This is a genomic window from Rhodococcus sp. 05-2254-5 (genome assembly GCF_002258575.1).
Classification (GTDB): Bacteria; Actinomycetota; Actinomycetes; order Mycobacteriales; family Mycobacteriaceae; genus Rhodococcoides; species Rhodococcoides fascians.
Genome location: NZ_NOZG01000019.1, coordinates 58,758 through 79,498, shown reverse-complemented (window position 1 = coordinate 79,498; position 20,741 = coordinate 58,758). Strand labels below are relative to the sequence as shown.

Annotated in this window: 19 protein-coding genes, 1 rRNA gene and 1 riboswitch; of the genes, 11 read left to right on the top strand and 9 right to left on the bottom strand. The window is 64.1% G+C overall.

Annotated elements, in window-relative coordinates; translation table 11 throughout:
- A 5S ribosomal RNA gene (rrf, locus tag CH278_RS11940) occupies positions 1 to 94 on the top strand; the annotation flags it as partial.
- Between the two features lie 1,124 nt (positions 95 to 1,218).
- Here the strand turns inward: rrf and CH278_RS11925 are convergent.
- A complete protein-coding gene (locus CH278_RS11925; protein ID WP_027497965.1) occupies positions 1,219 to 1,503 on the bottom strand; it encodes a GNAT family N-acetyltransferase in 285 nt (94 codons plus the stop codon).
- 183 nt (positions 1,504 to 1,686) lie between these two features.
- Between CH278_RS11925 and CH278_RS11920 the strand changes: the two genes are divergently transcribed.
- Entirely contained in the window at positions 1,687 to 2,454 is a 768-nt protein-coding gene (locus CH278_RS11920) for a hypothetical protein (protein WP_032365542.1), read from the top strand.
- A 230-nt stretch (positions 2,455 to 2,684) separates the two neighbouring features.
- Positions 2,685 to 3,005 carry a colicin immunity domain-containing protein gene (locus CH278_RS11915; protein WP_027497963.1) on the top strand — a complete coding sequence of 107 codons (321 nt, stop codon included), beginning with the start codon at positions 2,685 to 2,687 and terminating at the stop codon, positions 3,003 to 3,005.
- Between the two features lie 17 nt (positions 3,006 to 3,022).
- On the opposite strand, the gene CH278_RS11910 is transcribed toward CH278_RS11915, so the two are convergent.
- A complete protein-coding gene (locus tag CH278_RS11910; protein WP_032365543.1) occupies positions 3,023 to 3,385 on the bottom strand; it encodes a helix-turn-helix domain-containing protein in 363 nt (120 codons plus the stop codon).
- 65 nt (positions 3,386 to 3,450) lie between these two features.
- Here CH278_RS11910 and CH278_RS11905 point away from each other — a divergent pair, with 65 nt between their 5' ends.
- Both CH278_RS11905 and CH278_RS11900 read left to right on the top strand, forming a co-directional pair.
- A complete protein-coding gene (locus CH278_RS11905) occupies positions 3,451 to 4,107 on the top strand; it encodes an FMN-dependent NADH-azoreductase (protein WP_027497962.1) in 657 nt (218 codons plus the stop codon).
- A gap of 20 nt (positions 4,108 to 4,127) precedes the next feature.
- On the top strand, positions 4,128 to 5,393 hold the full coding sequence (locus CH278_RS11900; RefSeq protein WP_094621968.1) for an LCP family protein: 1,266 nt from the start codon (positions 4,128 to 4,130) through the stop codon (positions 5,391 to 5,393).
- A gap of 17 nt (positions 5,394 to 5,410) precedes the next feature.
- On the opposite strand, the gene CH278_RS11895 is transcribed toward CH278_RS11900, so the two are convergent.
- The 6 genes from CH278_RS11895 to CH278_RS27460 form a co-directional block, all read right to left on the bottom strand.
- A complete protein-coding gene (locus tag CH278_RS11895; protein WP_094621967.1) occupies positions 5,411 to 6,148 on the bottom strand; it encodes an ABC transporter ATP-binding protein in 738 nt (245 codons plus the stop codon).
- Positions 6,141 to 6,977 (bottom strand): ABC transporter permease, encoded by an 837-nt coding sequence (locus CH278_RS11890; RefSeq protein ID WP_027497959.1) that lies wholly within the window; start codon positions 6,975 to 6,977, stop codon positions 6,141 to 6,143. Before CH278_RS11890 ends, CH278_RS11895 begins: the two co-directional genes overlap by 8 nt.
- Entirely contained in the window at positions 6,955 to 7,941 is a 987-nt protein-coding gene (locus CH278_RS11885; protein WP_051365412.1) for an ABC transporter substrate-binding protein, read from the bottom strand. The genes CH278_RS11890 and CH278_RS11885 overlap by 23 nt, the downstream gene beginning before the upstream one ends.
- Positions 7,942 to 7,964: 23 nt before the next feature.
- Positions 7,965 to 8,687, bottom strand: coding sequence for a TenA family protein (locus CH278_RS11880; protein WP_032374004.1), 723 nt, complete (start codon positions 8,685 to 8,687; stop codon positions 7,965 to 7,967).
- Positions 8,681 to 8,780, bottom strand: a riboswitch (TPP riboswitch). Its footprint overlaps the gene before it by 7 nt.
- A 62-nt stretch (positions 8,781 to 8,842) precedes the next feature.
- Positions 8,843 to 10,240 (bottom strand): sugar porter family MFS transporter, encoded by a 1,398-nt coding sequence (locus tag CH278_RS11875; protein WP_027497956.1) that lies wholly within the window; start codon positions 10,238 to 10,240, stop codon positions 8,843 to 8,845.
- A gap of 116 nt (positions 10,241 to 10,356) precedes the next feature.
- Entirely contained in the window at positions 10,357 to 11,007 is a 651-nt protein-coding gene (locus tag CH278_RS27460) for a hypothetical protein (RefSeq protein ID WP_179274340.1), read from the bottom strand.
- A gap of 101 nt (positions 11,008 to 11,108) precedes the next feature.
- Between CH278_RS27460 and CH278_RS11865 the strand changes: the two genes are divergently transcribed.
- The 6 genes from CH278_RS11865 (at position 11,109) to CH278_RS11840 (ending at position 19,169) form a co-directional block, all read left to right on the top strand.
- Positions 11,109 to 12,668, top strand: coding sequence for a carboxylesterase/lipase family protein (locus tag CH278_RS11865; RefSeq protein ID WP_094621972.1), 1,560 nt, complete (start codon positions 11,109 to 11,111; stop codon positions 12,666 to 12,668).
- Between the two features lie 196 nt (positions 12,669 to 12,864).
- Entirely contained in the window at positions 12,865 to 14,385 is a 1,521-nt protein-coding gene (locus CH278_RS11860) for an ATP-dependent DNA ligase (RefSeq protein WP_094621966.1), read from the top strand.
- Positions 14,386 to 14,495: 110 nt separating this feature from the next.
- The gene (locus CH278_RS11855; protein WP_201011551.1) at positions 14,496 to 15,335 is read left to right on the top strand and encodes a nitrilase-related carbon-nitrogen hydrolase; all 840 of its coding nucleotides are present in this window, start codon (positions 14,496 to 14,498) and stop codon (positions 15,333 to 15,335) included.
- Positions 15,335 to 16,756 (top strand): dihydropyrimidinase, encoded by a 1,422-nt coding sequence (hydA, locus tag CH278_RS11850; protein WP_094621965.1) that lies wholly within the window; start codon positions 15,335 to 15,337, stop codon positions 16,754 to 16,756. The genes CH278_RS11855 and hydA overlap by 1 nt, the downstream gene beginning before the upstream one ends.
- 2 nt (positions 16,757 to 16,758) lie before the next feature.
- Complete coding sequence (locus tag CH278_RS11845) at positions 16,759 to 17,790, top strand: TIGR03842 family LLM class F420-dependent oxidoreductase (RefSeq protein ID WP_094621964.1); 1,032 nt, start codon at positions 16,759 to 16,761, stop codon at positions 17,788 to 17,790.
- 74 nt (positions 17,791 to 17,864) lie between these two features.
- The gene (locus tag CH278_RS11840) at positions 17,865 to 19,169 is read left to right on the top strand and encodes an aspartate aminotransferase family protein (RefSeq protein ID WP_094621963.1); all 1,305 of its coding nucleotides are present in this window, start codon (positions 17,865 to 17,867) and stop codon (positions 19,167 to 19,169) included.
- A 103-nt stretch (positions 19,170 to 19,272) separates the two neighbouring features.
- Here the strand turns inward: CH278_RS11840 and CH278_RS11835 are convergent, their stop codons facing one another.
- A complete protein-coding gene (locus CH278_RS11835) occupies positions 19,273 to 20,655 on the bottom strand; it encodes an FAD-binding oxidoreductase (RefSeq protein ID WP_032368798.1) in 1,383 nt (460 codons plus the stop codon).
- Between the last annotated feature and the right edge of the window lie 86 nt (positions 20,656 to 20,741).

Genomic DNA, 20,741 nt, shown 5'->3' with positions numbered 1-20,741 from the left:
AACGCCCGGTCCCATTCCGAACCCGGAAGCTAAGCCCTCCAGCGCCGATGGTACTGCACTCGACAGGGTGTGGGAGAGTAGGACACCGCCGAACACAACATCCCAAAATACCCCTGACCTCACGGTCAGGGGTATTTTGCATTCGAAACCATGCACAGCCGCAACAGGATTCAGGCGGTCAAGCGGAATGCGTAGGCGCCGGAATGCGCAGGCATCGACTTCTGCACCCCCAGTCCCATCATCGCCATACGGACCGCCCGCCCCCTCGCCCCAGGGCCGCGAACGCGCGCGCGTTCGCCGGACGCGAGCAGAACAGCGACACCAGACTGCACGCACCCGACAAACGCGCGCGCGTTCGCATAGCACCAGAGGTGCCGGCACCACGTCGCCTCCGACAGTGCCGGACGCTCACGCGCAACACCCACCCCCCGTTGCATACGCGAGCGCATCGCGCAGACAAAGGGGATCGGTGATCCCCAGCCGTGTCGGCCGCTGAGACGCCACCCCACCCCGTTCGCACACGCGAGCGCGTTCGCCACACGCGAGCAGAACAGCGACACCGGAACGCGCGTACCTGACAAACGCGCGCGCGTTCGCGTACACCGGGAAGGTCTACCGGCCGATCGAATCGAAGTAGTTGGGCCGCACTCCACCACTCGTTCGCGTGTGCCCCTGGAACGCCCAGCTGCACAACAATTCTCGAGCGCCGAATTTAATCAGTGGAGTTCGATGCCTCGGCAGTGCATGATCGTCGTACGGGTACATCGCATCGATCGTGGAGGTGGACAATGGCAGCAAATTTCGAGCTCGCAGGCCGGGGCGTCGTCTACACGCGATCCGCGGCTATTGCCGATCACGCTCTCTGAGTAGAGCTTTCGCGGATCGAGGCCGATGAGCCTCGACAACGACGCGTCGACTATTTTGCGCCGCACGGCTGTGCTCCGTGTGAGGCGTCCATTCTTTCTGTAGGAGAACAGATGTACTACGAACATGTCTTGAGTGAACATCGACAACGGGTTGCCCGGGGTGTCGAGAACTACGAACGGCGTCGCGTAGCAGCCGAGCGGGCTGCGGAAAGTGTTGCGGCACAAGAACGAATCGAACCCGTTCAGGAATCGGTCGGGAAAACCACCGGGAACGACGAGGGAACACCCGGAAACGGTGACAGTTCTGAATCCGGTATCGGGTCCGGATTCGTCTCGGTAAATCGCTGACCGGTCATCGTTTGACCAGATGTGAATATCGATCGCCGGCTGCGTCGATGAAGTCGCGCACGAACCAGCACGCAGGGACCACTTGGAGGCCCTGCGTGCTGGTGTCGTCGAGGGCGTATTCGGTGAGCGCGGCGGCCAGCCCTCGGCCGCGGAACCGAGGCAGTGTCACGGTGTGGTGGAAGGTTCGGACGCCGTTCGACTCGAAGTACTCGGAGTACCCGGCCGGCTCGGAGTCGACGTGAATCTCGAATCGGTGGGCAGCGGTGTCATGGGTGATCGTCACCGGCATTGCGGTACCTCCTGGCAGTGTTCGATGTCTCCACGGTAACCGGCAGCCGAACGGCGATCGTTCGGTAGTTACTCGAGCACGCATCGACGCAGTAGGCTGAGGGAAACCGAGTCGTGCGAGCGCCACCCGTCGCAACACCTCTCTTCATAAGTACGGGGCGCTCGAGGCTTAAGGCGGCAAACCGTGGAAGACACATCCGACCGGGGAATCAAGGCTTTCATCAGAACCGTCGCGCAGCGCGGTGGACGCGCGGAGCGTCTGACCACCTCGCGTCGCAATCCCGTTCAGGTCTGGTCGATGGACGGTAAGTCCTCGTGCATCGTGCGGGTGCGATCGAAGGTGACGGGCGACTGGAAGGCCCGCAGACAGGACGAGTCGCTCGAGAGCGACGACACGGGGTCGTCGTACTGGGTGTTCGTGGACCTGGCAACCGAGGAACCGCGTTTCTACATGGTGTCCTCCGAGGAGATGGCGTCGGATATTCGCGGTGAAGTGGATCTGTGGGTGCAGGATTCGCCGCTACGGACGCGAACCGGGCATCACGCCATTGCAGTCGACAGGGTGGCTCACGGCAGTGAGCGCTGGGAACTGCTGGGACTGAGCGCCACCCTGGACACGTCCGTCGACGTCGGACCCGAGCAGACGTGGGTTCGCACGCCCAGGGTCAAAGCAACGCGGAAGTCCAAGGTCGTGGTCGAAGAGGAAGTGATCGACAACCGGGTACGGGTGGTGGCCGATTGCGAGGGATACCGGCTCAGCGGGCGATTCGACCCGCACACTCAGCGCCTGGAAATCACGGCCGGGCCGATGGAGGGTCGACGCTTCGACAACCCGTCCGTCGCCGCCAGTGCCGTCGCCACGCACATCAGCGGAGATGTCGAGGAGCGGGACGGCTGGCAGTTCTGGCAGTTGGACACTCCCGATCGCGCCCCCCTCGGTTCCTTTCAGTAAGAACTAGCAGGTGAACGCGGTGATCTTGTGAGCTTTCACCAACTTCGCGCAACGTGCGGAAACCGTCGAAGTGTCTGATTAACCTGGCGCTTGTACGACGAGCTCCCTGTTTCAATCGCTGGGTCGAATCGATGCTCGAGAGTTCGTCTGTGCATCGGGTTTCGGGTCTCAGCGAGCTCGACGGTCGACAGTGCGAGGGGTGCTGTCGACCGTGGGGAGAGGTATTCACCATGGAGCAGTCATACCGAGCGGCATCCGCTCATTCGTCCCGCTTCCTTTTTCTCATCGCACAGTTCGTCGATCGGAGAATTCCGGCGGAATTCTTCTCGACGCAGTTTCGAGAACTTCAGAACACGCGGGTGACATACCTGGATGCAGAGGTGTCGTCGGTGATCGGGATGCTGTCGGTCGACGTCGGGGCGTATCTGGGAGACGTCGACCTTCGCGGCGTGGACTACATCGATGCGGAACAGCTGTGGCGTGCAGCCGGCCACGCGTTTCGTGACCTCATGACATTGCAGTCCGAGCAGTTCGAGCGCGAGGCCGGCTGATCGGCCGCCGCAGCCCGTCAGCGAAATCGATCACGGTGTCGCAGAAGGTCTTCCAGCCGGAAGCGTCGGTGGGTGCCTCGCATTTCGATCGGTAGGTCTCCGGCGTCTGCCAAGCGCCGGACGTAGGTGTCGGAGACACCGAGTACCTCTGCCGCTTGCGAGGTCGTCAGCAGTTCTTCGACGGTTCCGATGGCCACAGCCCTGGCGGTGGCCAGCTGGGTGAGCAGTTCGAGCACCGCAGCGCGCGCGGAGTCGTCCAGGTCCACCGACACTCCGCCGAGACGGACATCGACGTCCGTGTCCGTGTTCTCGTGCAGTGCCGTCGTGATTCGTGCGGCGGAGCGCGAACTCAGCGCGCGGGTGACGAATCGGAAGTCCATCCGACCAGGATAGGAGCGTCCGGTTCGCCTAGGCTCGGGACACCCACCATCCGAGGAGTGTTTCAGTGCCGCAGTTGTTGCACCTGGATTCGTCTGCCGACCTGTCCCGTTCGATCAGCCGTCGGGTGACAGCCCACTTCTCGGACGCGTGGCACACCATCGGAACCGATCATTCGGTGATTCGCCGTGATCTGCACGTCAATGCATTGCCACATCTGCCGACCTCGGCACTGCATTGGGCACCGCACCTGCGGACTGCCGACGAGACCGTGGACGCGGCAGCCGAGGCTCTTCAGGTCGAGCTGATCGAGGAACTGATCTCCGCGGACGTCGTACTGATCGGTGCGCCGATGTACAACTGGTCGATCCCGTCGACGCTGAAGGCGTGGATCGACTACGTGCACGTTCCCGGCATCACGGTGCCGTTCGACGGCGACACAGCACCACTCGTCGGCAAGCCTGCGGTTGTGGTCACCAGTCGGGGGAACGAGTACACCCCGGGCTCGGAAGCAGCGTCGATCGACCACACCACGGGGCAGCTGCGGCAGGTTCTCGGCGCTGCACTGGGCATGGACGTGCATTTCGTCCCGATCGACCTGACCCTTGCCGAGCGGGTTGCCGGTCTGGCACCGAAGATTCCGCAGGCTCGGGCCAGCCTCGACGCGGCATTCTCGGCCGTCGACGAGCTCGCGCGGCGTCTGGGCACGATCTCGCCCGTGTGAGAGCCGAGTAGCCTGTCAGGGTGCAACCGAACGGCCCTGGTAGCGGCATCGAACGTGGACCAGGACGCCACCGGTTGGCGCGTCCGTCCGGCGACCACGCTGTTGCGCTGCGGATCGGCCGGGTGCTCGTCGCGACGGCGGCGGTGGCGTCCGTCGCAGTCAGTGGCGTCGGATTCGCGGTCTACCGGGAGGCAACCACCGGACTGACCACCTCCGATGCGCTCGACGGTATCGCGAACAACGATCCGGATGTCAACGGTGCCGACACCAACATTCTGTTGATCGGGCTCGACAGTCGTAAGGACATGGACGGCAACGATCTGCCGGCCGCGTTCGTCACCGACACCCTGCATGCCGGTGACAGCGACGTCGGGGGATACAACACCAATACGCTTCTGCTGGTGCATCTTCCGGCCGGCGGTGGACGAGCGACAGTGCTGTCGATACCGCGCGACGACTACGTCGACGTTCCCGGGTACGGCAAGCGCAAGATCAAGGAGGCCTACGGGCTCGCCAAGGCCGATGCCGACACCCAATTGCTCGACGAGGGTGTCACCGACGCGGCCGAGCGTGAGCGTCGGGCACGCGAGGCGGGCCGCCGCTCGACGCTGACGGCCGTTCGCGATCTCCTCGATGTGCCGATCGATCACTTCGCGGAAGTCAATCTTCTGGGCTTCTACGACGTGGCGACGGCAGTCGGCCCGATCCAGGTCTGCCTGAACAACCCGGTGCACGATACGTACTCGGGTGCGGACTTCCCTGCGGGTGCGCAGGAATTGAGCGCGACTCAGGCATTGTCCTTCGTGCGTCAACGGCACGGACTCGACAACGGTGACCTCGACAGAACCAAGCGGCAGCAGGCGTTCGTGGCCGGGGTTATGGCCAAGCTCAGCGCATCCGGCGTGCTGGCGAACATCAGCGAATTGCGTGCGCTGATCGCGGGTACCAAGAACGACATCGTCATCGACGCCGGCCTCGACCCGATCGGCCTTGCCGGGGGAGCCGGTGCCGTCATGAAGGGCGATATCGACTTCTACACGCTGCCGATCACGGGCTACGACACCGTCGACGGTCAGGACGTCAATCTCGTCGACGTCGACGCCATCAGAGCCGACGCAGCGCGATTGATCGGTCCTGCGCAACCGGCGCCCGCAGCCCTCGACCCGACGTCGGATCCGGCACCACCACCACCGCTCGCGGTAGCCGTACCCGAGCCGTCCCAGGACCTACCGGCCGCCCCGGACCAGGGTGTGCACAGCAACGGCGGCATCCCCTGCGTCGACTGAGCCCTGCATCGGCTCGGTCAATGGTTCGGCGAGCTCGACAGAACATCCATCAACTGCTTCTCGACGGCGGCGAACTGTGGCGTCGTCACGATCTCGAGCTCCCGGGGTCGAGGCAGCGGTACGTCGACCTGCCGTCGAACGTGGGCGGGTCGTGGCGAGAGGACCACCACCCGATCGGACAGGTAGACCGCCTCGCGGATGTCGTGGGTGATCATCAGCACCGTCCACCTGAACTCCGACCAGACCTGCTGCAGCCAGGCCTGCATGTCACTACGGGTCAACGAGTCCAATGCCCCGAAGGGCTCGTCCAACAGCAACACCGACCGTCCCTGCACCACGGTGCGCAGCAGTGCTGCTCGTTGCCGCATGCCACCGGACAGTTCGGACGGGCGAGCGGACTCGTACCCGTCGAGACCGAACACCGGGAACAACTCGCGTGCCCGCGCTCGTGCCTCCTTCTTGGCGACGCCTTGTACTTCGAGGCCGAGCGAGGTGTTGTCGAGCACCGATCGCCACGGGAACAGTAGGTCCTTCTGCGGCATGTAGGCACACGGCGGGACTCGGACCGAGCCCGAATCGGGTGTATCGAGGCCGGCGAGCATGTTGAACACCGTGCTCTTACCCGAGCCGCTCGGACCGATGATCGACACGAATTCACCGGGCCGGACGCCGAACGACACGCCGTCGAGTACCGGTTTTCCGCCGAACGATTTTCTCAGAGCCGAGATGTCGATGCTGTGCTCGAGATCAGACATTGTGGCCCGCCGACCCCTGACGTGCCCACGGGGCGACGACGCGTTCGACCACGAACGTCGAGACGAACAGGAGCACGCTGATCACCGCGGTGACGGCAACGGCTGCAAGTACCAAATCGGTACGGAACGAATTCTTCTGCTGACTCATGTAGATACCGAGTCCTGCGGTGGCTCCTGCGTATTCGGCAAAGATCGCACCGACGACGGCGTAGGTGATGCCGATGCGAAGCGAGGTGAAGAATCGAGGAAGTGCCGACGGCAGCCGTACGTAGCGGAACTGCTGCCAGCGGCCGGCCCCCATGGTGGCCAGGAGGGCTCGCGCGTCGCGATCTGCGGCGGCGAACCCCTCGATGAGCCCGATGGCCATGGGAAAGAACGTCGCCAGTGCGATCACGAGAATCTTCGGTAACAGTCCGAACCCGAACCAGATGATGAGCAGCGGTGCGATGGCGATGATCGGCAGTGTCTGCGAGACGACGAACAAGGGTACGAACGCACGGCGCAGCCACGGGGAGAAGTCCACGGCGATGGCGAGCAGCCAGGCCAGCACGAGCGAGACCGCGAACCCGACGAGTGTCACCTGCAGTGTCGCTGCGGCGTTCTCGGCAATCGCCTCGCGTTGGGCCCAGCCCTGCGTGAGAACGCGGCCGGGGGAGGGCAGTACCTGTGGCCTGATGCCGCTGACCTCGACATAGATCTGCCACACCGCGATCGACAGGACGACGACGGTCACCGCGGGCCATGCCCACCGCAACGAAGCTCGGACACCGCTGAGCGAGAACGTATCTCGCTCGGCGGTCACCGGCTCATCGATCGCCGAGGTAGTCATCGGTGAAATAGGTGGACCAGTCCGGTTCGGCGCTCAGCGGTGCACCGCTCTGATCGGTGAGTACCCCGCTGTCGTAGAGAAACTTCGAGTACGCGGTCCACGTGTCGATGCTCTGTCGTCCGACTTCGCCCGCGGAATCCTTCATGTACTTCTCTGCGAGCATCTTCTGACTCTCGAACACCAACGATTCGTCGGTGAACGTACCGGGATTGGCGTCGATCAGATCCTGAGCCGCCCTGTCCGGATCGTCCGCTGCGAGTTGGTAGCCACGCTGCAGCGCCTGCACGAACTTCTTCGCCTCGTCCGGATGCGCAGCCAGCCACGGCTCGTTCCCGTTGATGGTGATGGCGTAGGCGTCGGGGAACCCGTAATCGGTGTAATCGAAGTACTTCATCGGCGTTCCGCTGTGCTCTGCCTCGATGCCCTCCCATGCGAGGTAGGACACGGTGAAGTCCGCAGTGCCGGAGTACACCGCCTCGTAGGCCGATGTGCCGAGTACGACGGTCTCGTATTCGCCTGTGCCACCGTCGTTCTCGATGACCTGCCGGAGCCCGGCCTGCTCGCCGGATTCACCGAAACCGGCGTAGACCTTGCCGTCGAGTGCGCGTGGGCTCGCGATGTCGTCCCGATCCGCACGCACTCCGATGCCGGTGGCCCAGTGCTGCAGTGGTGCGAGGACGGACACGGTCCGGGCGCCGGCGGATCTCGCGAAGACCGTCGAACTCTGGGTGCTGATACCGAATTCGGCGTTGCCTGCATCGACGAGCGTGTCTGCGGCCGTGTTGTTGTACGGCAGTACTTCAACATCTAGCCCGGCGTCGGCGAAGTAGCCCTCCTGAAGGGCGACGTAGAGGCCGGTGTGATTGGTGTTGGGAGTCCAGTCGAGGGCGAAACGGATGGTGTCGGAATCCGTCGACTGCGAGCAGCCGGCCATCACCGTGGTTGCGAGGACTGTCGCCACCATCACCGTGAGCGATCGAGACGTTCTCATGCGTGCACCGCGCTCTCGGTCGATGGCCACGGAGTGGGGTGTAATGCGCTGTCCCAGAACATCAATTCGTACCTCGACGCAACGACGAAGGCGTCGATCATCTGCTCACGCTGCAGTTCCGTCGCAGAGTCGGCCGCGTCGTCGACGAAGCCCTTGGCGGCATCGACGATGGCATGGAATTCGGGTGCGTCGTAGTTGGCCACCCACTGTGCGTAGGGATGACCGGGATCGCGTGCCAGCACGGCTTTCGCCGCTCCGGCGAGCGAGCGGCCGACGTCGGCGTAGATCCAGAAGCACGGCAGAACAGCTGCCGCCGCAACGGGATACGGCTCGGTCGCGGCGACGGCCGTCAGATAGGAGGTGTAGCCGAGGCATGCCGGTGAAGGCGTCGGCGTCTCGGCGGAGGGCGGGAGAACGTCTCCGGTGAGCATGGCCTCGTGCGAGGCGGCCTCGTCCATCGCACTCGCTGCAGCGCCGGCCCAGAAGGCTCCGGCCACCGGTGTCGGCGCGTGCGCTGCCAGCAGGGACAGCGACTTCACGTAGCCACCGAGATACAGCGAATCCTGTTCCAGATATCGACGGAACGCGTCGAGTGGAAGGGTTCCCGCACCGAGTAGGCAGAGAAATTCGAGATCGTCGATCGCGCGTCTGATGTGCGCGGATGCGTCCCAGAGTCGAGTGGTGAAGCGGACCGGGTCCGCAGATACAACAGGCGTCATCGCCTTGACATCCCTTCGTCAGTATTACCTGCATCAGGTTCGGCGGGTTTGATCTCAGCATCCGCATCGGCGGACACACCCCGTGTCAGAACGTCAGTGACAGTAACACCGGTCACGATGTGCCGGTGTTACTGCCCCTTCACCTCGGCCTGGGTCTAGCCCAGCATGTCCTCGAGCTCCATGCCCTTGGTCTCACGGATGTTGGACTTGACGAAGAGGAACGACAGCGCAGCGAAGAGCGCGAAGCCGGCGTAAATGACCCACAATCCGACGGACGACGTCAGTGGTGGGAAGGCAAGCGTGACAGCGAAGTTGGCGATCCAATTCGCAGCCGTACCGATACCCAGAGCCATGGCGCGCATCCGGTTGGGGAACATCTCGCCGAGCATGACCCACATGATCGGCCCCCAGGTCGATGCGAAGAAGATGACGAACAGATTCGCCCCGACCAACGCGATCGCACCCCACGGCGACGGCAGACTGACCTCGTCGCCGCTGCCGGTCGCCTGCGAGAAGGCGACGGACGCCATGACGAGTCCGACGAACATTCCGATGGACCCCGCCATCAGCAGTTTGCGCCTGCCGATGCGATCGACGAACAGAATCGCCACGAACGTCATGGCCACGTTGATGACCGCGGTGATGACCGAGGTGGTGAACGACTGGTCCTCGGTGAACCCGACCGACCGCCACAGCGTCGTCGAGTAGTAGAAGATCGCATTGATGCCGACCAGCTGTTGCAGGACGGCCATCGTGATGCCCACCCAGACGATCGGCTGCAGACCGAACTTGGGGCCACGGATGTCGGCGAACGACGATCGGGCCTCCTTGCGCAGCGTCAGCCTGATCTCGTGCACTCGCTCGTCGGGATGCAGCTCGCCGGTGATGTTCGCCAGAACCGCGGCGGCTTCCTCGTCCAGATGCTGACCCACAAGGTAGCGGGGTGACTCCGGGATCAGGGTGGCCAGGATTCCGTAGACCAGAGCGGGGACCACACCGACGAGGAACATCCAGCGCCACGCCTCGACACCGAACCACAGGTCGTTGGAGGCTCCGTCGGCCGCACCCGCGAGAAGGGCGTCGGACAGCAGGGCAGCGAAGATACCGATGGTGATCGCCAATTGCTGCAGCGAGGCCAGCGCGCCACGCCATTTGGCGGGCGCGATTTCGGCGATGTAGGCCGGTGCGATGACCGACGCGATACCGATGCCGAGACCGCCGAGCACACGCCAGAGCATGAGATCGGGAACGCTGAACGCGAGCCCGGAGCCGACCGAGGAAATGACGAACAGGGCCGAGCCGAGCAGCATCACCTTCTTGCGGCCCCAGCGATCGGCGAGGCTACCGGCGAACCAGGCACCGATCGCGCAGCCGATCAGGGCGATCGCAACCACGAAGCCGGTGGTGAACGAGCCGAGAGAGAAGTGGTCTTCGATCGAATCGACAGCTCCGTTGATGACCGAACTGTCGAAGCCGAACAGGAAGCCGCCTACAGCGGCGGCGACGCTGACGCCGATGACCTTCGCTGTGTGACGGTCCGAGGTCTGATTCATGTGTGATGCACCTTCTGGCCGCGCGCGGGCGCCGGCCGCTGGGGAGACCGTACGGCAGGGATTGTCGTACCGTCCTGGGACATTACGCCTGGTCTTTCGCCGCGCGAACGACGCCGTCAGCGAAGGTCGAAATCGTCGTCCGAGACGGTGAAACCGTGGCCGACCTGATCGGTGCAGGTGACTCCGGTCTGCTCGTCGACGCTGCATCGAAGCCCGTTGGTGGATCCACTACCCGCCACGGTGAGTTCTTCGCCGTACGGGAGTGCCGCCGCGGGTCCGTCGAATCGGTGGAACTTGGGATCGCCCAGGCTCTCGAACTTCGCGGGGGAGCCGGCGATGATCTGCACGGAATTGGGTTTCACCCGTTCGGAGGATGCACTGTCGGTCACCTCGGGGGCCGAGTCGGGCAGCGAGCCGTGGCAACCGGCGATCGACGTCTCTTGTACGGCTATACCGCACTCGAACTTGCCGCTGGGGCTCGTGAAGTAGTACCAGCCCGGAGCCTTGCCCGCGTATTGCGTCGGGTTCGCTTGCTGCGCAACGGCACTCGGCGTGGTCTTCGTGGTGCTGGACGGTGTCGTGGAGGACGGCGTGGAAGGCACACTGCTCGACGGCAGGCCACGGTCGGTGGTCGGAACCGCCGTGATCGGCTGGGGGCGGTCGGTGATGACCGTCGCCATGGGTCCGTCACCTCCGCCGCTCGAACCGCAGGCAGACAACAGACACACTCCGACGACCGCCGCCAGGGCGGATCCAATTCTCTTCATGACTCGTTCCTCGGTTCGATGGGAGCGCTGGCGGGGGTTTCGAGGAGGCCGGCGTCGGGGATGGAGTTGGTACGTTGAGCAACGACCCGAAGGGAGGTGCGATGGACACGTCCGACTCCACCGTGCGTGTGAGCACGCCGTACGGCGACGTTCTCGGCTACCCGGTTGCGGCCGACGCATCGCCGACCGTCGCCTGGAGGGGTATTCCGTACGCGACGCCGCCGGTGGGTGACTTGCGGTTTCGAGCACCGCGTCCCCTGCAGCCGTGGAACGGCGTGCTCGACGGTCTGCACTTCGGTGCGATGGCACCGCAGGGCCGCGACAGCCCGGTCCCGATCGATCCGTCGTTGTCGATCTCCGAGGATTGCCTGTCGCTCAACGTGTGGGCACCACGGCCGGACGGCGAACTGCGTCCGGTGCTGGTGTGGATCCACGGCGGCGCGTATTCGCTCGGTTCGTCTGCGCAACAGGTGTACGACGGGCGACATCTGAGCGAGAACGGCGACGTGGTCGTGGTCTCGATCAACTTTCGTCTCGGCGCATTCGGCTTTCTCGATCTGTCGTCCTTCTCCACCGACGAGCACGTCTTCGAGACCAATCTCGGTTTGCGCGACCAGATTGCGGCGCTGCAATGGGTTCGGGAGTGCATCTCCGCCTTCGGTGGGGACCCCGACGAGATCACCGTCTTCGGCGAGTCCTCCGGGGGCGCGTCGGTCACCACTCTGATGACCTCGCCCAAGGCCGAGGGGCTCTTCCATCGAGCGATCGTGCAAAGTGCCCCGGCCACGTCCGTGTACGGTCCCGAACGCGGCGCTGCGGTGGCCGCCCGGTTCCTCGAGCTCGTGGGGGTCGACCGCGAGGACGTCGGCGAGTTGCTCGAGATGCACTTCAGCAGACTGGTCACCGCGGGGGACACCCTCTGCTACGAGATTCCGACCACAGTGCCTGGGACGCTGGGGCTTTCGCCCGTCGTCGACGGAGACATCGTGCCCCGCTATCCGGTCGCGGCCTTCCAAAAAGGTCTGTCGCACAGAATTCCGTTGATCATCGGCACCAACCACGACGAGCCCTCGATCTTCCGGTTCATGAAGTCCCCGTTGATGCCGATCACGTCCGACACCGTCTCGGAGATGTTCAAGGCCATCGCGCACGATCACGCGGACATGCCCGCCTCGCGCATCGCGGAGATCATGGCCGCCTACCCGGACAGGAACAAACCCGCTGGGGCGCAGGCGATCTCGCGTGATGCAGGCTTCGTCATGCCGAGTCTGTGGATCGCCGACGGGCACAGTAGACATTCGCCGACCTGGATGTACCGTTTCGATCACGCGACGCCGATGCTCAAGGCCGCGCGAGTAGGGGCCGGCCACGCGACCGAACTGCCGTACGTGTTCGGCAATTTCGGAACTCTCAACCGAGATCCCACCTTCTGGCTGGGGGGTCGGAAACCGGCGATGGCGGTGTCGGCCCGGATGCAGCGGCGGTGGCTGGCCTTCGCGCGGTACGGAGTACCGGCCGCGCTGGACGCGTCCAAGCACTGGGCCCCGTACACCGAGAAGAATCGATGGACTCTGGTGATCGATACGTCCGACACGCTCGTCGACGATCCCGACGGAGACATGCGCGCTGCCTGGGGCGACCGGGTGGTGGGATTCAGCTGACCCGTCGCCGGCCCGCCGCCGGGTCGTTCCGCACGCTTCACTCCTGCTCGGGACGTCACAGGCATGCATCGAACGTAACAGCAAGAACACCGGCCGCTGGAGTCCCAGCGGTAACAATTGAATGTCAGGCAGGAGTGGAGCCTGCGGAATGACCCGGTTGGGTAGGCCAGTCGGTGGGTGCGGTTATGTTCGATGAGTGCTGATGTCCAGGATTGTCGAAACCTCTCGGGCCGTGGCCGCGACGCGTTCGCGCAAGGTCAAGATCGAGGAGCTCGGTGCTGTGCTGTCCGAGGCTCAGGCGGCTGATATCGCACCGGCGGTGTCGTGGTTGTCGGGCGAATTGCCGCAGGGACGGATCGGGGTCGGCTGGCGCACACTCGCAGATCTGGATGTCCCGTCCGCATCGGAGTCGACGCTGACCGTTGCCGAGGTGGACGAGAGGTTGTCCGAGGTGGCGGCGACGTCGGGCGCTGGTTCGGCTGCGCGACGTTCGGCCCTGCTGCTGGACTTGTTCTCGCGGACCACTGCCGACGAGCGTGCGTTCGTCATCAGGTTGGTCACGGGCGAGCTGAGGCAAGGTGCGCTCGAGGGCATCATGGTCGACGCTGTCGCCGCTGCCACAGCTCTGCCGCAGGCGTCGGTGCGGCGGGCGTTCATGCTGTCCGGTCGATTGTCTGCCACTGCCGTCGCCGCCATGACCGGTGGTGTCGAGGCATTGAACGCCTTTCGACTCGAAGTCGGTCGGCCGGTTCGCCCGATGCTGGCGTCGCCGGCGGAGTCTCTTCGGGGTGCCTGGGAGCAGCTGGCGGGGGATGTGACGGTCGAGTACAAGCTGGACGGTGCCCGAATTCAGGTGCATCGCTCGGGATCCGACGTGAGCATCTACACCCGCACCCTGCGCGATATCACCGCCGGCGTGCCCGAGCTGGTGGAACTGGTCCGTGCACTTCCCTGCGAGTCGGTGGTCCTCGATGGCGAAACACTCGCACTGGACGACAGCGGCAGACCGCGTCCGTTCCAGGAAACGATGAGCCGGTTCGGTGCCGAGAGCGCGCACGAGTTGCTGCTGCAGCCCTATTTCTTCGACTGTCTGCATCTCGACGGCGTCGATCTGCTCGACGCTCCACTCGAAGAGCGTCTCGCAGCGCTCGACAAGGTGGCACCGGGCCATCGGATTCCGAGTGCCGTACGGCCCGACGCCGACGGGGCGGCCGCCCACTTCGATGCTGCGCTCGATGCCGGGCACGAGGGAGTCATGCTCAAGGCCCTGAGCGCCCCGTATGCGGCAGGCCGGCGCGGAAAGAGTTGGCAGAAGGTCAAACCCGAACACACTCTCGATCTCGTTGTTCTCGGCGCGGAGTGGGGATACGGCCGACGTACGGGCTTTCTGTCCAACCTGCATCTGGGGGCCCGCGATCCCGACGGCGGTGAACCGATCATGGTCGGCAAGACGTTCAAAGGCCTGACCGATGTGCTGCTGCAGTGGCAGACGGAGGAATTCCCGAAGCACGAACGCGAGCGAGATCAGCACACCGTGTACCTGCGGCCCGAGTTGATAGTCGAAATCGAACTCGACGGAGTGCAGGTCAGCTCGCGCTATCCGGGCGGGGTAGCGCTGCGTTTCGCCCGAGTGTTGCGATACCGACCGGACAAGAACCTTGCTACCGCAGACACCATCGATGCAGTCCGCGCGTTGTTGCCCAACTCGAACTCGTGAGTTCGCCGAGAACTGTGCACGATTAATACATACGAAACCGGACGAACGATCCCGTAACACGGCGCAAAATACCTTGAGGGTGCAAGCCAGCGAGAGATGGAGTGCCGATGATGTCCACAGTTCGAGCTGCGTTGGTCCAGAGCACGTGGACCGGTGACAAAGAATCGATGATCGAGGCACACGAGGGGTTCGCTCGGTCAGCCGCCGAGCAGGGCGCGAAAGTTGTCTGCTTTCAAGAGCTTTTCTACGGTCCGTACTTCTGCCAGCTCCAGGATGCGAAATTCTACGAGTACGCCGAATCTGTACCGGGCCCGACGGTCGACCGGTTCGCGGCGTTGGCGAAAGAGCTCGGGATCGTCATGATCCTGCCCGTCTACGAGCAGGAGCAGCCCGGGTTGCTCTACAACACCGCTGCTGTGGTCGACGCAGACGGCACGTATCTCGGTAAATACCGCAAGCATCACATTCCCCACGTCAACGGATTCTGGGAGAAGTTCTATTTTCGCCCCGGCAACCTGGGGTGGCCGGTGTTCGATACCGCCGTCGGCCGCATCGGTGTCTATATCTGTTACGACCGGCACTTTCCCGAAGGCTGGCGTGCTCTCGGACTCGCCGGTGCCGAGATCGTCTTCAATCCCTCGGCGACCTCACGGGGTCTGTCGAATTATCTGTGGAAGCTCGAGCAACCCGCGTCCGCCGTCGCGAACGAGTACTACGTCGGTGCGATCAACCGCGTCGGAATCGAATCCGAGTACGGCGACGACGATTTCTACGGCACCAGCTATTTCGTCGATCCCGAGGGCAAATTCGTCGGCGAGGTGGCGTCGGATTCCAAGTCGGAGATCGTCGTTCGGGACCTGGACATGGACCTGATCAAAGTGGTCCGCGACCGATGGGCGTTCTATCGTGATCGCAGACCCGACGCCTACGGCCCACTGGTGCAACCCTGATGGCCACCACCTTCGTGCACGGCGGCACTGTCGTATCCACCACCGGCGCACAGGAACTGGATGTGCTCATCGACGGTGAGACCATCGTCGCAGTGCTGGCACCCGGCTCGGTGTCCTTGGCCGCAGATCTGAAGACATCGGCGGACGTCGTCATCGATGCCACCGGGAAGTACGTGATTCCGGGCGGCGTCGACGGACACACGCACATGGAGATGCCGTTCGGGGGCACGTTCGCCTCCGATACCTTCGAAACCGGGACGCGCGCAGCGGCGTGGGGTGGTACGACGACCATCGTGGATTTCGCCATCCAGACTCCCGGCCAACGCGTCCAGGACACTCTGGCGCAGTGGCACGACAAGGCCGCCGGTCGGTGCGCGATCGATTACGGGTTTCATCAGATCATCGGCGACGTCACCGATGATTCGCTGAAAGCCATGAGCGAGTTGGTCTCCGAGGGTGTCACCAGCTTCAAACTCTTCATGGCGTATCCGGGGGTCTTCTACTCCGACGACGGCAAGATCCTGCGAGCCATGCAGTCGGCGGCGGAAACGGGTGCGCTGTTGATGATGCACGCGGAGAACGGGATTGCCATCGATGTCCTCGTGGCCCAGTCCATCGCACGCGGCGACACGGCCCCGTACTTCCACGGGACATCGCGTCCGTGGCAGCTGGAGGAAGAGGCGACGCATCGAGCGATCATGCTGGCCGACGTCACCGGAGCGCCGCTGTACGTCGTGCACGTATCGGCAAAACAGGCTCTCGAACAGATTGCGCAGGCTCGGGGCAACGGGCAGAACGTGTTTGCCGAGACGTGTCCGCAGTACCTCTATCTCTCGCTCGAAGAACAACTCGGTGCACCCGGCTTCGAGGGGGCCAAATGGGTCTGCTCGACGCCCCTGCGGTCGCGGGCCGAGGGCCATCAGGACGAACTGTGGCGCTACCTGCGCACCGGTGACGTGGCAACCGTCAGTACCGACCATTGCCCGTTCTGCATGAAGGACCAGAAAGAAATGGGAATCGGCGATTTCTCCAAGATTCCCAACGGAATCGGTTCGGTGGAACATCGCATCGACTTGATGTTCCAGGGGGTCAAGAGCGGCAAGATCACCCTCGAGAAGTGGGTCGACGTCTGTTGCACCACCCCGGCCCGGATGTTCGGTATGTATCCGAGAAAGGGCGTCATCAGCCCGGGAGCAGATGCCGACATCGTGATCTACGACCCGAACGGGCACACCAGCATCGGGGTCGAGAAGACTCACCACATGAACATGGACTACTCGGCGTACGAGGGTTTCGAGATCGACGGCCAAGTGGACACCGTGATGTCTCGCGGGCGCGTCATCGTCGACAGTGGATCCTATTCCGGCACCGCGGGACACGGCCGCTTCGTTCGCCGCGACCTGTCACAGAATCTGATCTGAGCATGGACATCGGGGTGGTGCTGCAGTGCAATCCGCCGGCGTCGCGGGTGATCGATCTGGCCAGACAAGCCGAGACGCATGGGTTTTCGCACGTATGGACGTTCGATTCGCATCTGCTGTGGCAGGAACCGTACGTCATCTACAGTCAGATTCTGGCCGCGACCAGGCGTGTGACCGTGGGTCCGATGGTCACCAATCCGGCTACCCGCGATTGGACCGTGACGGCGTCGACGTTCGCGACACTCAACGACATGTTCGGCAATCGAACCGTCTGCGGCATCGGTCGGGGTGATTCCGCGGTCCGCGCCCTCGGAGGGAAGCCGACAACACTTGCCTCGCTTCGGGACTCGATCGAGGTGATCCGAAGTTTGGCCAACGGGCGTAGCGCTCGGGTGGGTGAGACGACGGTGCAGTTTCCGTGGGCGGAGCACTCGACGCTGGAGGTGTGGGTCGCGGCGTACGGACCGAAAGCCCTCGAGCTCACCGGGCAGGTAGCGGACGGATTCATTCTGCAATTGGCAGATCCGGACATTGCTGCGTGGACGATCGGCCGAGTGCGCGCGGCGGCCGAGCAGGCGGGCCGAGATCCGGATTCGATCTCGATCTGCGTGGCAGCTCCCGCCTACGTCACCGACGGTACCGAGGCCGGTCTCGAACATGCCCGCGACCAATGTCGTTGGTTCGGTGGGATGGTCGGCAATCACGTCGCCGATATCGTCGCGCGCTACGGCGGTGGCGGTGGCGGTGTTCCGCAGGCTCTCACCGATTACATCGCAGCGCGCAAAGGGTACGACTACAACGAGCACGGCCGGGCTGGAAACTCGCACGCAGAATTCGTTCCGAACGAGGTGATCGACAGGTTCTGTCTGCTCGGTACCCCGGCCGATCACGTCGCCAAGCTGAAGGAGCTCGAGGCACTCGGCGTCGATCAGTTCTCGGTCTACCTCCAGCACGATGCCAAAGCGGCGACGCTCGAAGCGTACGGAGAAAGCATCATTCCGCAGATTCGCACAACTGTTACGGCTACGTCGTGACGGGCGACGGGACTGTTGCCGTCGGCCAGTCGTACGCTCCGGTGAGTGTCACACCGAAGAAAGGCGGCAAGTAGATGGATCACGTGTTCTACTCCTGGTCGGCGCAGGCCGAACTGAACCCGATCACGGTCGAGGGTGCCGAGGGGTCGTGGTTCTGGGACGACAAGGGCAATCGGTACCTGGACTTCTCGTCCCAGCTGGTCAACGTCAATCTCGGGCATCAACACCCCGACGTGGTGGCCGCCATCGTCGAACAGGCCCAGGTGCTGACGACCATCTCGCCGACCGTGGCCAACAACAAGCGCAGTGAACTCGCAGCTCTGATCGCCGAGCGGGCACCGGGCGATCTCGACCGAGTGTTCTTCACGACGGGTGGTGCCGAAGCCGTCGAGCATGCGGTGCGGCTGGCACGCCAGCACACCGGGCGCACGAAGATGCTGGCGGCGTATCGCTCGTACCACGGCGGCACCGGCGTCGCGATCGGTCTCACCGGCGAGCCGCGGCGATGGGGAACCGAGCCGACCAACGTCGACGTCGTACGCTTCTTCGGACCGTACCCGTACCGGTCACCCTGGGGGACAACGACTCCCGAGGACGAGACGGCCGCAGCACTGGCACACCTCGAACAGGTCATCGTGCTCGAAGGTGCCCAGAACATCGCCGGATTGATCCTCGAATCGGTCATCGGCACCAACGGTGTGCTGATCCCGCCGCCCGGCTACCTGGCCGGCGTTCGGGCGCTGTGCGACAAGTACGGGATCGTCTACATCGCCGACGAAGTGATGGTCGGGTTCGGGCGGATCGGCGAATGGTTCGCATGCCAGGCCTGGGATGTGACACCGGATCTGATCACGTTCGCCAAGGGCGTCAACTCCGGATACGTGCCCCTCGGCGGGGTCGTGATCTCGGAGAAGATCGCCTCGCAGTTCGACCACAAAGCCTATCCGGGTGGGTTGACCTACTCCGGCCACGTCCTCGGGTGCGCCGCGGGTGTGGCATCCATCGGAGTGTTCGAGCGCGACAAGATCCTTCCGCACGTGCGTCACGTCGGCGAGGACGTACTCGGTGCGGGCCTGTCCAAGCTGGCCGAATCTCATCCCAGCGTCGGCGAGGTGCGCGGCAAGGGATTCTTCTGGGCAGTCGAGCTGGTCAAGGACGGCACGACGCGGGAGCCGCTGGTGCCCTTCGCCGCATCGGGCAAGGACGCGGCGGCAATGGGCACCGTGACCGCGGCGGCGAAGTCACGCGGCCTGTGGCCTTTCGTCGCAGGCAACCGCCTTCAGATCGCGCCGCCGCTGACGACGACCGAGGACGAGATTCGTCAGGGACTGGAAATCCTCGACGAGGTATTGACGGTGGCGGACGGGTTCACCGTCTGACTCGGGGTCGTGCGCGGAAACTCGACCCCTGCTACGAGGCAGGAGTGGAGCCTGCGGAACGACCCGAAAACACTGCACGCACGTGCGGCGTCAGCCGCTCTGATCAGAGCACAGCACCGGGGTTGAGGATTCCGGCCGGATCGAGAGCGGTCTTGATTCGCCGGGTCAGTTCCATGACGTCTTCGCCGACTTGATCGGGCAGCCAGGCCTTCTTGAGGCGACCTACGCCGTGTTCCCCGGTGATGGTGCCGCCCAACGAAATTGCCAGATCCATGATGGCTCCGAATGCGACGTTGGCGCGACGGGTCATGTCGGCGTCCTCGGGATCGAACACGATCAGCGGGTGGGTGTTGCCGTCGCCCGCGTGCGCGATGACGGCAACCAACACGTCGTACTTCTTCGACAGTTCGGCGATCCCGTCGACGAGAGCCGGGAGGGCAGGGAGCGGAACACCGACATCCTCGAGCAGTAGGCTGCCGAGTCGTTCGACCGCCGGAATGGCGAATCGCCGTGCCGCAGCGAAGGCCTCACCCTCGTCGGGGTCGTCGGTGGTGAAGACATCCGAGGCACCGGCCTCGGTGCACGCTGCGGCCATGATGTCGATCTCTCGCCCTCGATCGGCACCGGGGGAGTCGGACCGAGCGATGAGCATCGCAGCTGCCTCGCGGTCGAGTCCCATGTTCATGGCATCTTCGACGGCACCGATGGACGCACGGTCCATGAACTCGAGCATCGACGGCCGCAAGGTACGGGTGATCGCCAGAATGGCAGTCGTCGCATCGTGCACGGAGGCGAACGAGGCAACCACGGTGCTGGCCGGAGGTTGGGCCGGGATCAATCGAAGAGTGATCTCGGTGATGATGCCCAGGGTGCCCTCGGATCCCACGAAGAGCTTCGCAAGGGACAGTCCGGCAACGTCTTTCAGGCGTGGTCCGCCGAGTCGGACGGCAGTACCGTCGGCGAGGACGACCTCGAGTCCGAGAACGTAATCGGTGGTGACGCCGTACTTCACGCAGCACAGCCCGCCGGCATTGGTGGCCGCATTGCCGCCGATGGAGCACATCTCGAACGAGGACGGATCCGGTGGGTACCACAGACCGTGTTCGGCGACTGCCTTCTTGACTTCGGCGTTGAGCAGTCCGGGTTGTACGACGGCTATGCGGGTCACCGGGTCGACGGTGATCTCGCGCATCAGCTCGGTGGTGAGCACTATCCCGCCGTCGACGGCCGTGGCACCACCGGACAGGCCCGAGCCGGCCCCGCGCGGGACGACCGCCACCGCGTGTTCGGTGGCCCACCGCATGACGGCTCTGACGTCGTCGGTGGACTGCGCGCGGACCACGGCCAATGGGGTACCCGCGTCGGGGTCCTTGGCCCAGTCGCGTCGGTATCCCTCGGTGATGTCGGGGTCGGTGACCACGGCACCGGCGGGAAGCAGCGCTTCGAGCTCGCTCAGGTGGGCATCTGCATCGGTAGTCACCGACATCCGGTTCTCCTCACGTCGTACATGTGACCGTCGCCACTCGAGTCTGTCACGACTTGCAGTGGGGCGTGAACGAGGACGCCGCCGGG

Excerpts from the sequence above, each read along its gene's own strand:
- CH278_RS11895 (WP_094621967.1), bottom strand. The coding sequence starts at position 6,148 with ATGTCTGATCTCGAGCACAGCATCGACATCTCGGCTCTGAGAAAATCG.
- CH278_RS11875 (WP_027497956.1), bottom strand. The coding sequence starts at position 10,240 with ATGAATCAGACCTCGGACCGTCACACAGCGAAGGTCATCGGCGTCAGC.
- CH278_RS11855 (WP_201011551.1), top strand. The coding sequence starts at position 14,496 with ATGTCCACAGTTCGAGCTGCGTTGGTCCAGAGCACGTGGACCGGTGAC.
- CH278_RS11845 (WP_094621964.1), top strand. The coding sequence starts at position 16,759 with ATGGACATCGGGGTGGTGCTGCAGTGCAATCCGCCGGCGTCGCGGGTG.
- CH278_RS11880 (WP_032374004.1), bottom strand. The coding sequence starts at position 8,687 with ATGACGCCTGTTGTATCTGCGGACCCGGTCCGCTTCACCACTCGACTC.
- CH278_RS11925 (WP_027497965.1), bottom strand. The coding sequence starts at position 1,503 with ATGCCGGTGACGATCACCCATGACACCGCTGCCCACCGATTCGAGATT.
- CH278_RS11890 (WP_027497959.1), bottom strand. The coding sequence starts at position 6,977 with ATGACTACCTCGGCGATCGATGAGCCGGTGACCGCCGAGCGAGATACG.
- CH278_RS11910 (WP_032365543.1), bottom strand. The coding sequence starts at position 3,385 with ATGGACTTCCGATTCGTCACCCGCGCGCTGAGTTCGCGCTCCGCCGCA.
- CH278_RS11885 (WP_051365412.1), bottom strand. The coding sequence starts at position 7,941 with ATGGTGGCGACAGTCCTCGCAACCACGGTGATGGCCGGCTGCTCGCAG.
- CH278_RS11865 (WP_094621972.1), top strand. The coding sequence starts at position 11,109 with ATGGACACGTCCGACTCCACCGTGCGTGTGAGCACGCCGTACGGCGAC.
- CH278_RS27460 (WP_179274340.1), bottom strand. The coding sequence starts at position 11,007 with ATGAAGAGAATTGGATCCGCCCTGGCGGCGGTCGTCGGAGTGTGTCTG.
- CH278_RS11835 (WP_032368798.1), bottom strand. The coding sequence starts at position 20,655 with ATGTCGGTGACTACCGATGCAGATGCCCACCTGAGCGAGCTCGAAGCG.
- hydA (WP_094621965.1), top strand. The coding sequence starts at position 15,335 with ATGGCCACCACCTTCGTGCACGGCGGCACTGTCGTATCCACCACCGGC.
- CH278_RS11915 (WP_027497963.1), top strand. The coding sequence starts at position 2,685 with ATGGAGCAGTCATACCGAGCGGCATCCGCTCATTCGTCCCGCTTCCTT.
- CH278_RS11840 (WP_094621963.1), top strand. The coding sequence starts at position 17,865 with ATGGATCACGTGTTCTACTCCTGGTCGGCGCAGGCCGAACTGAACCCG.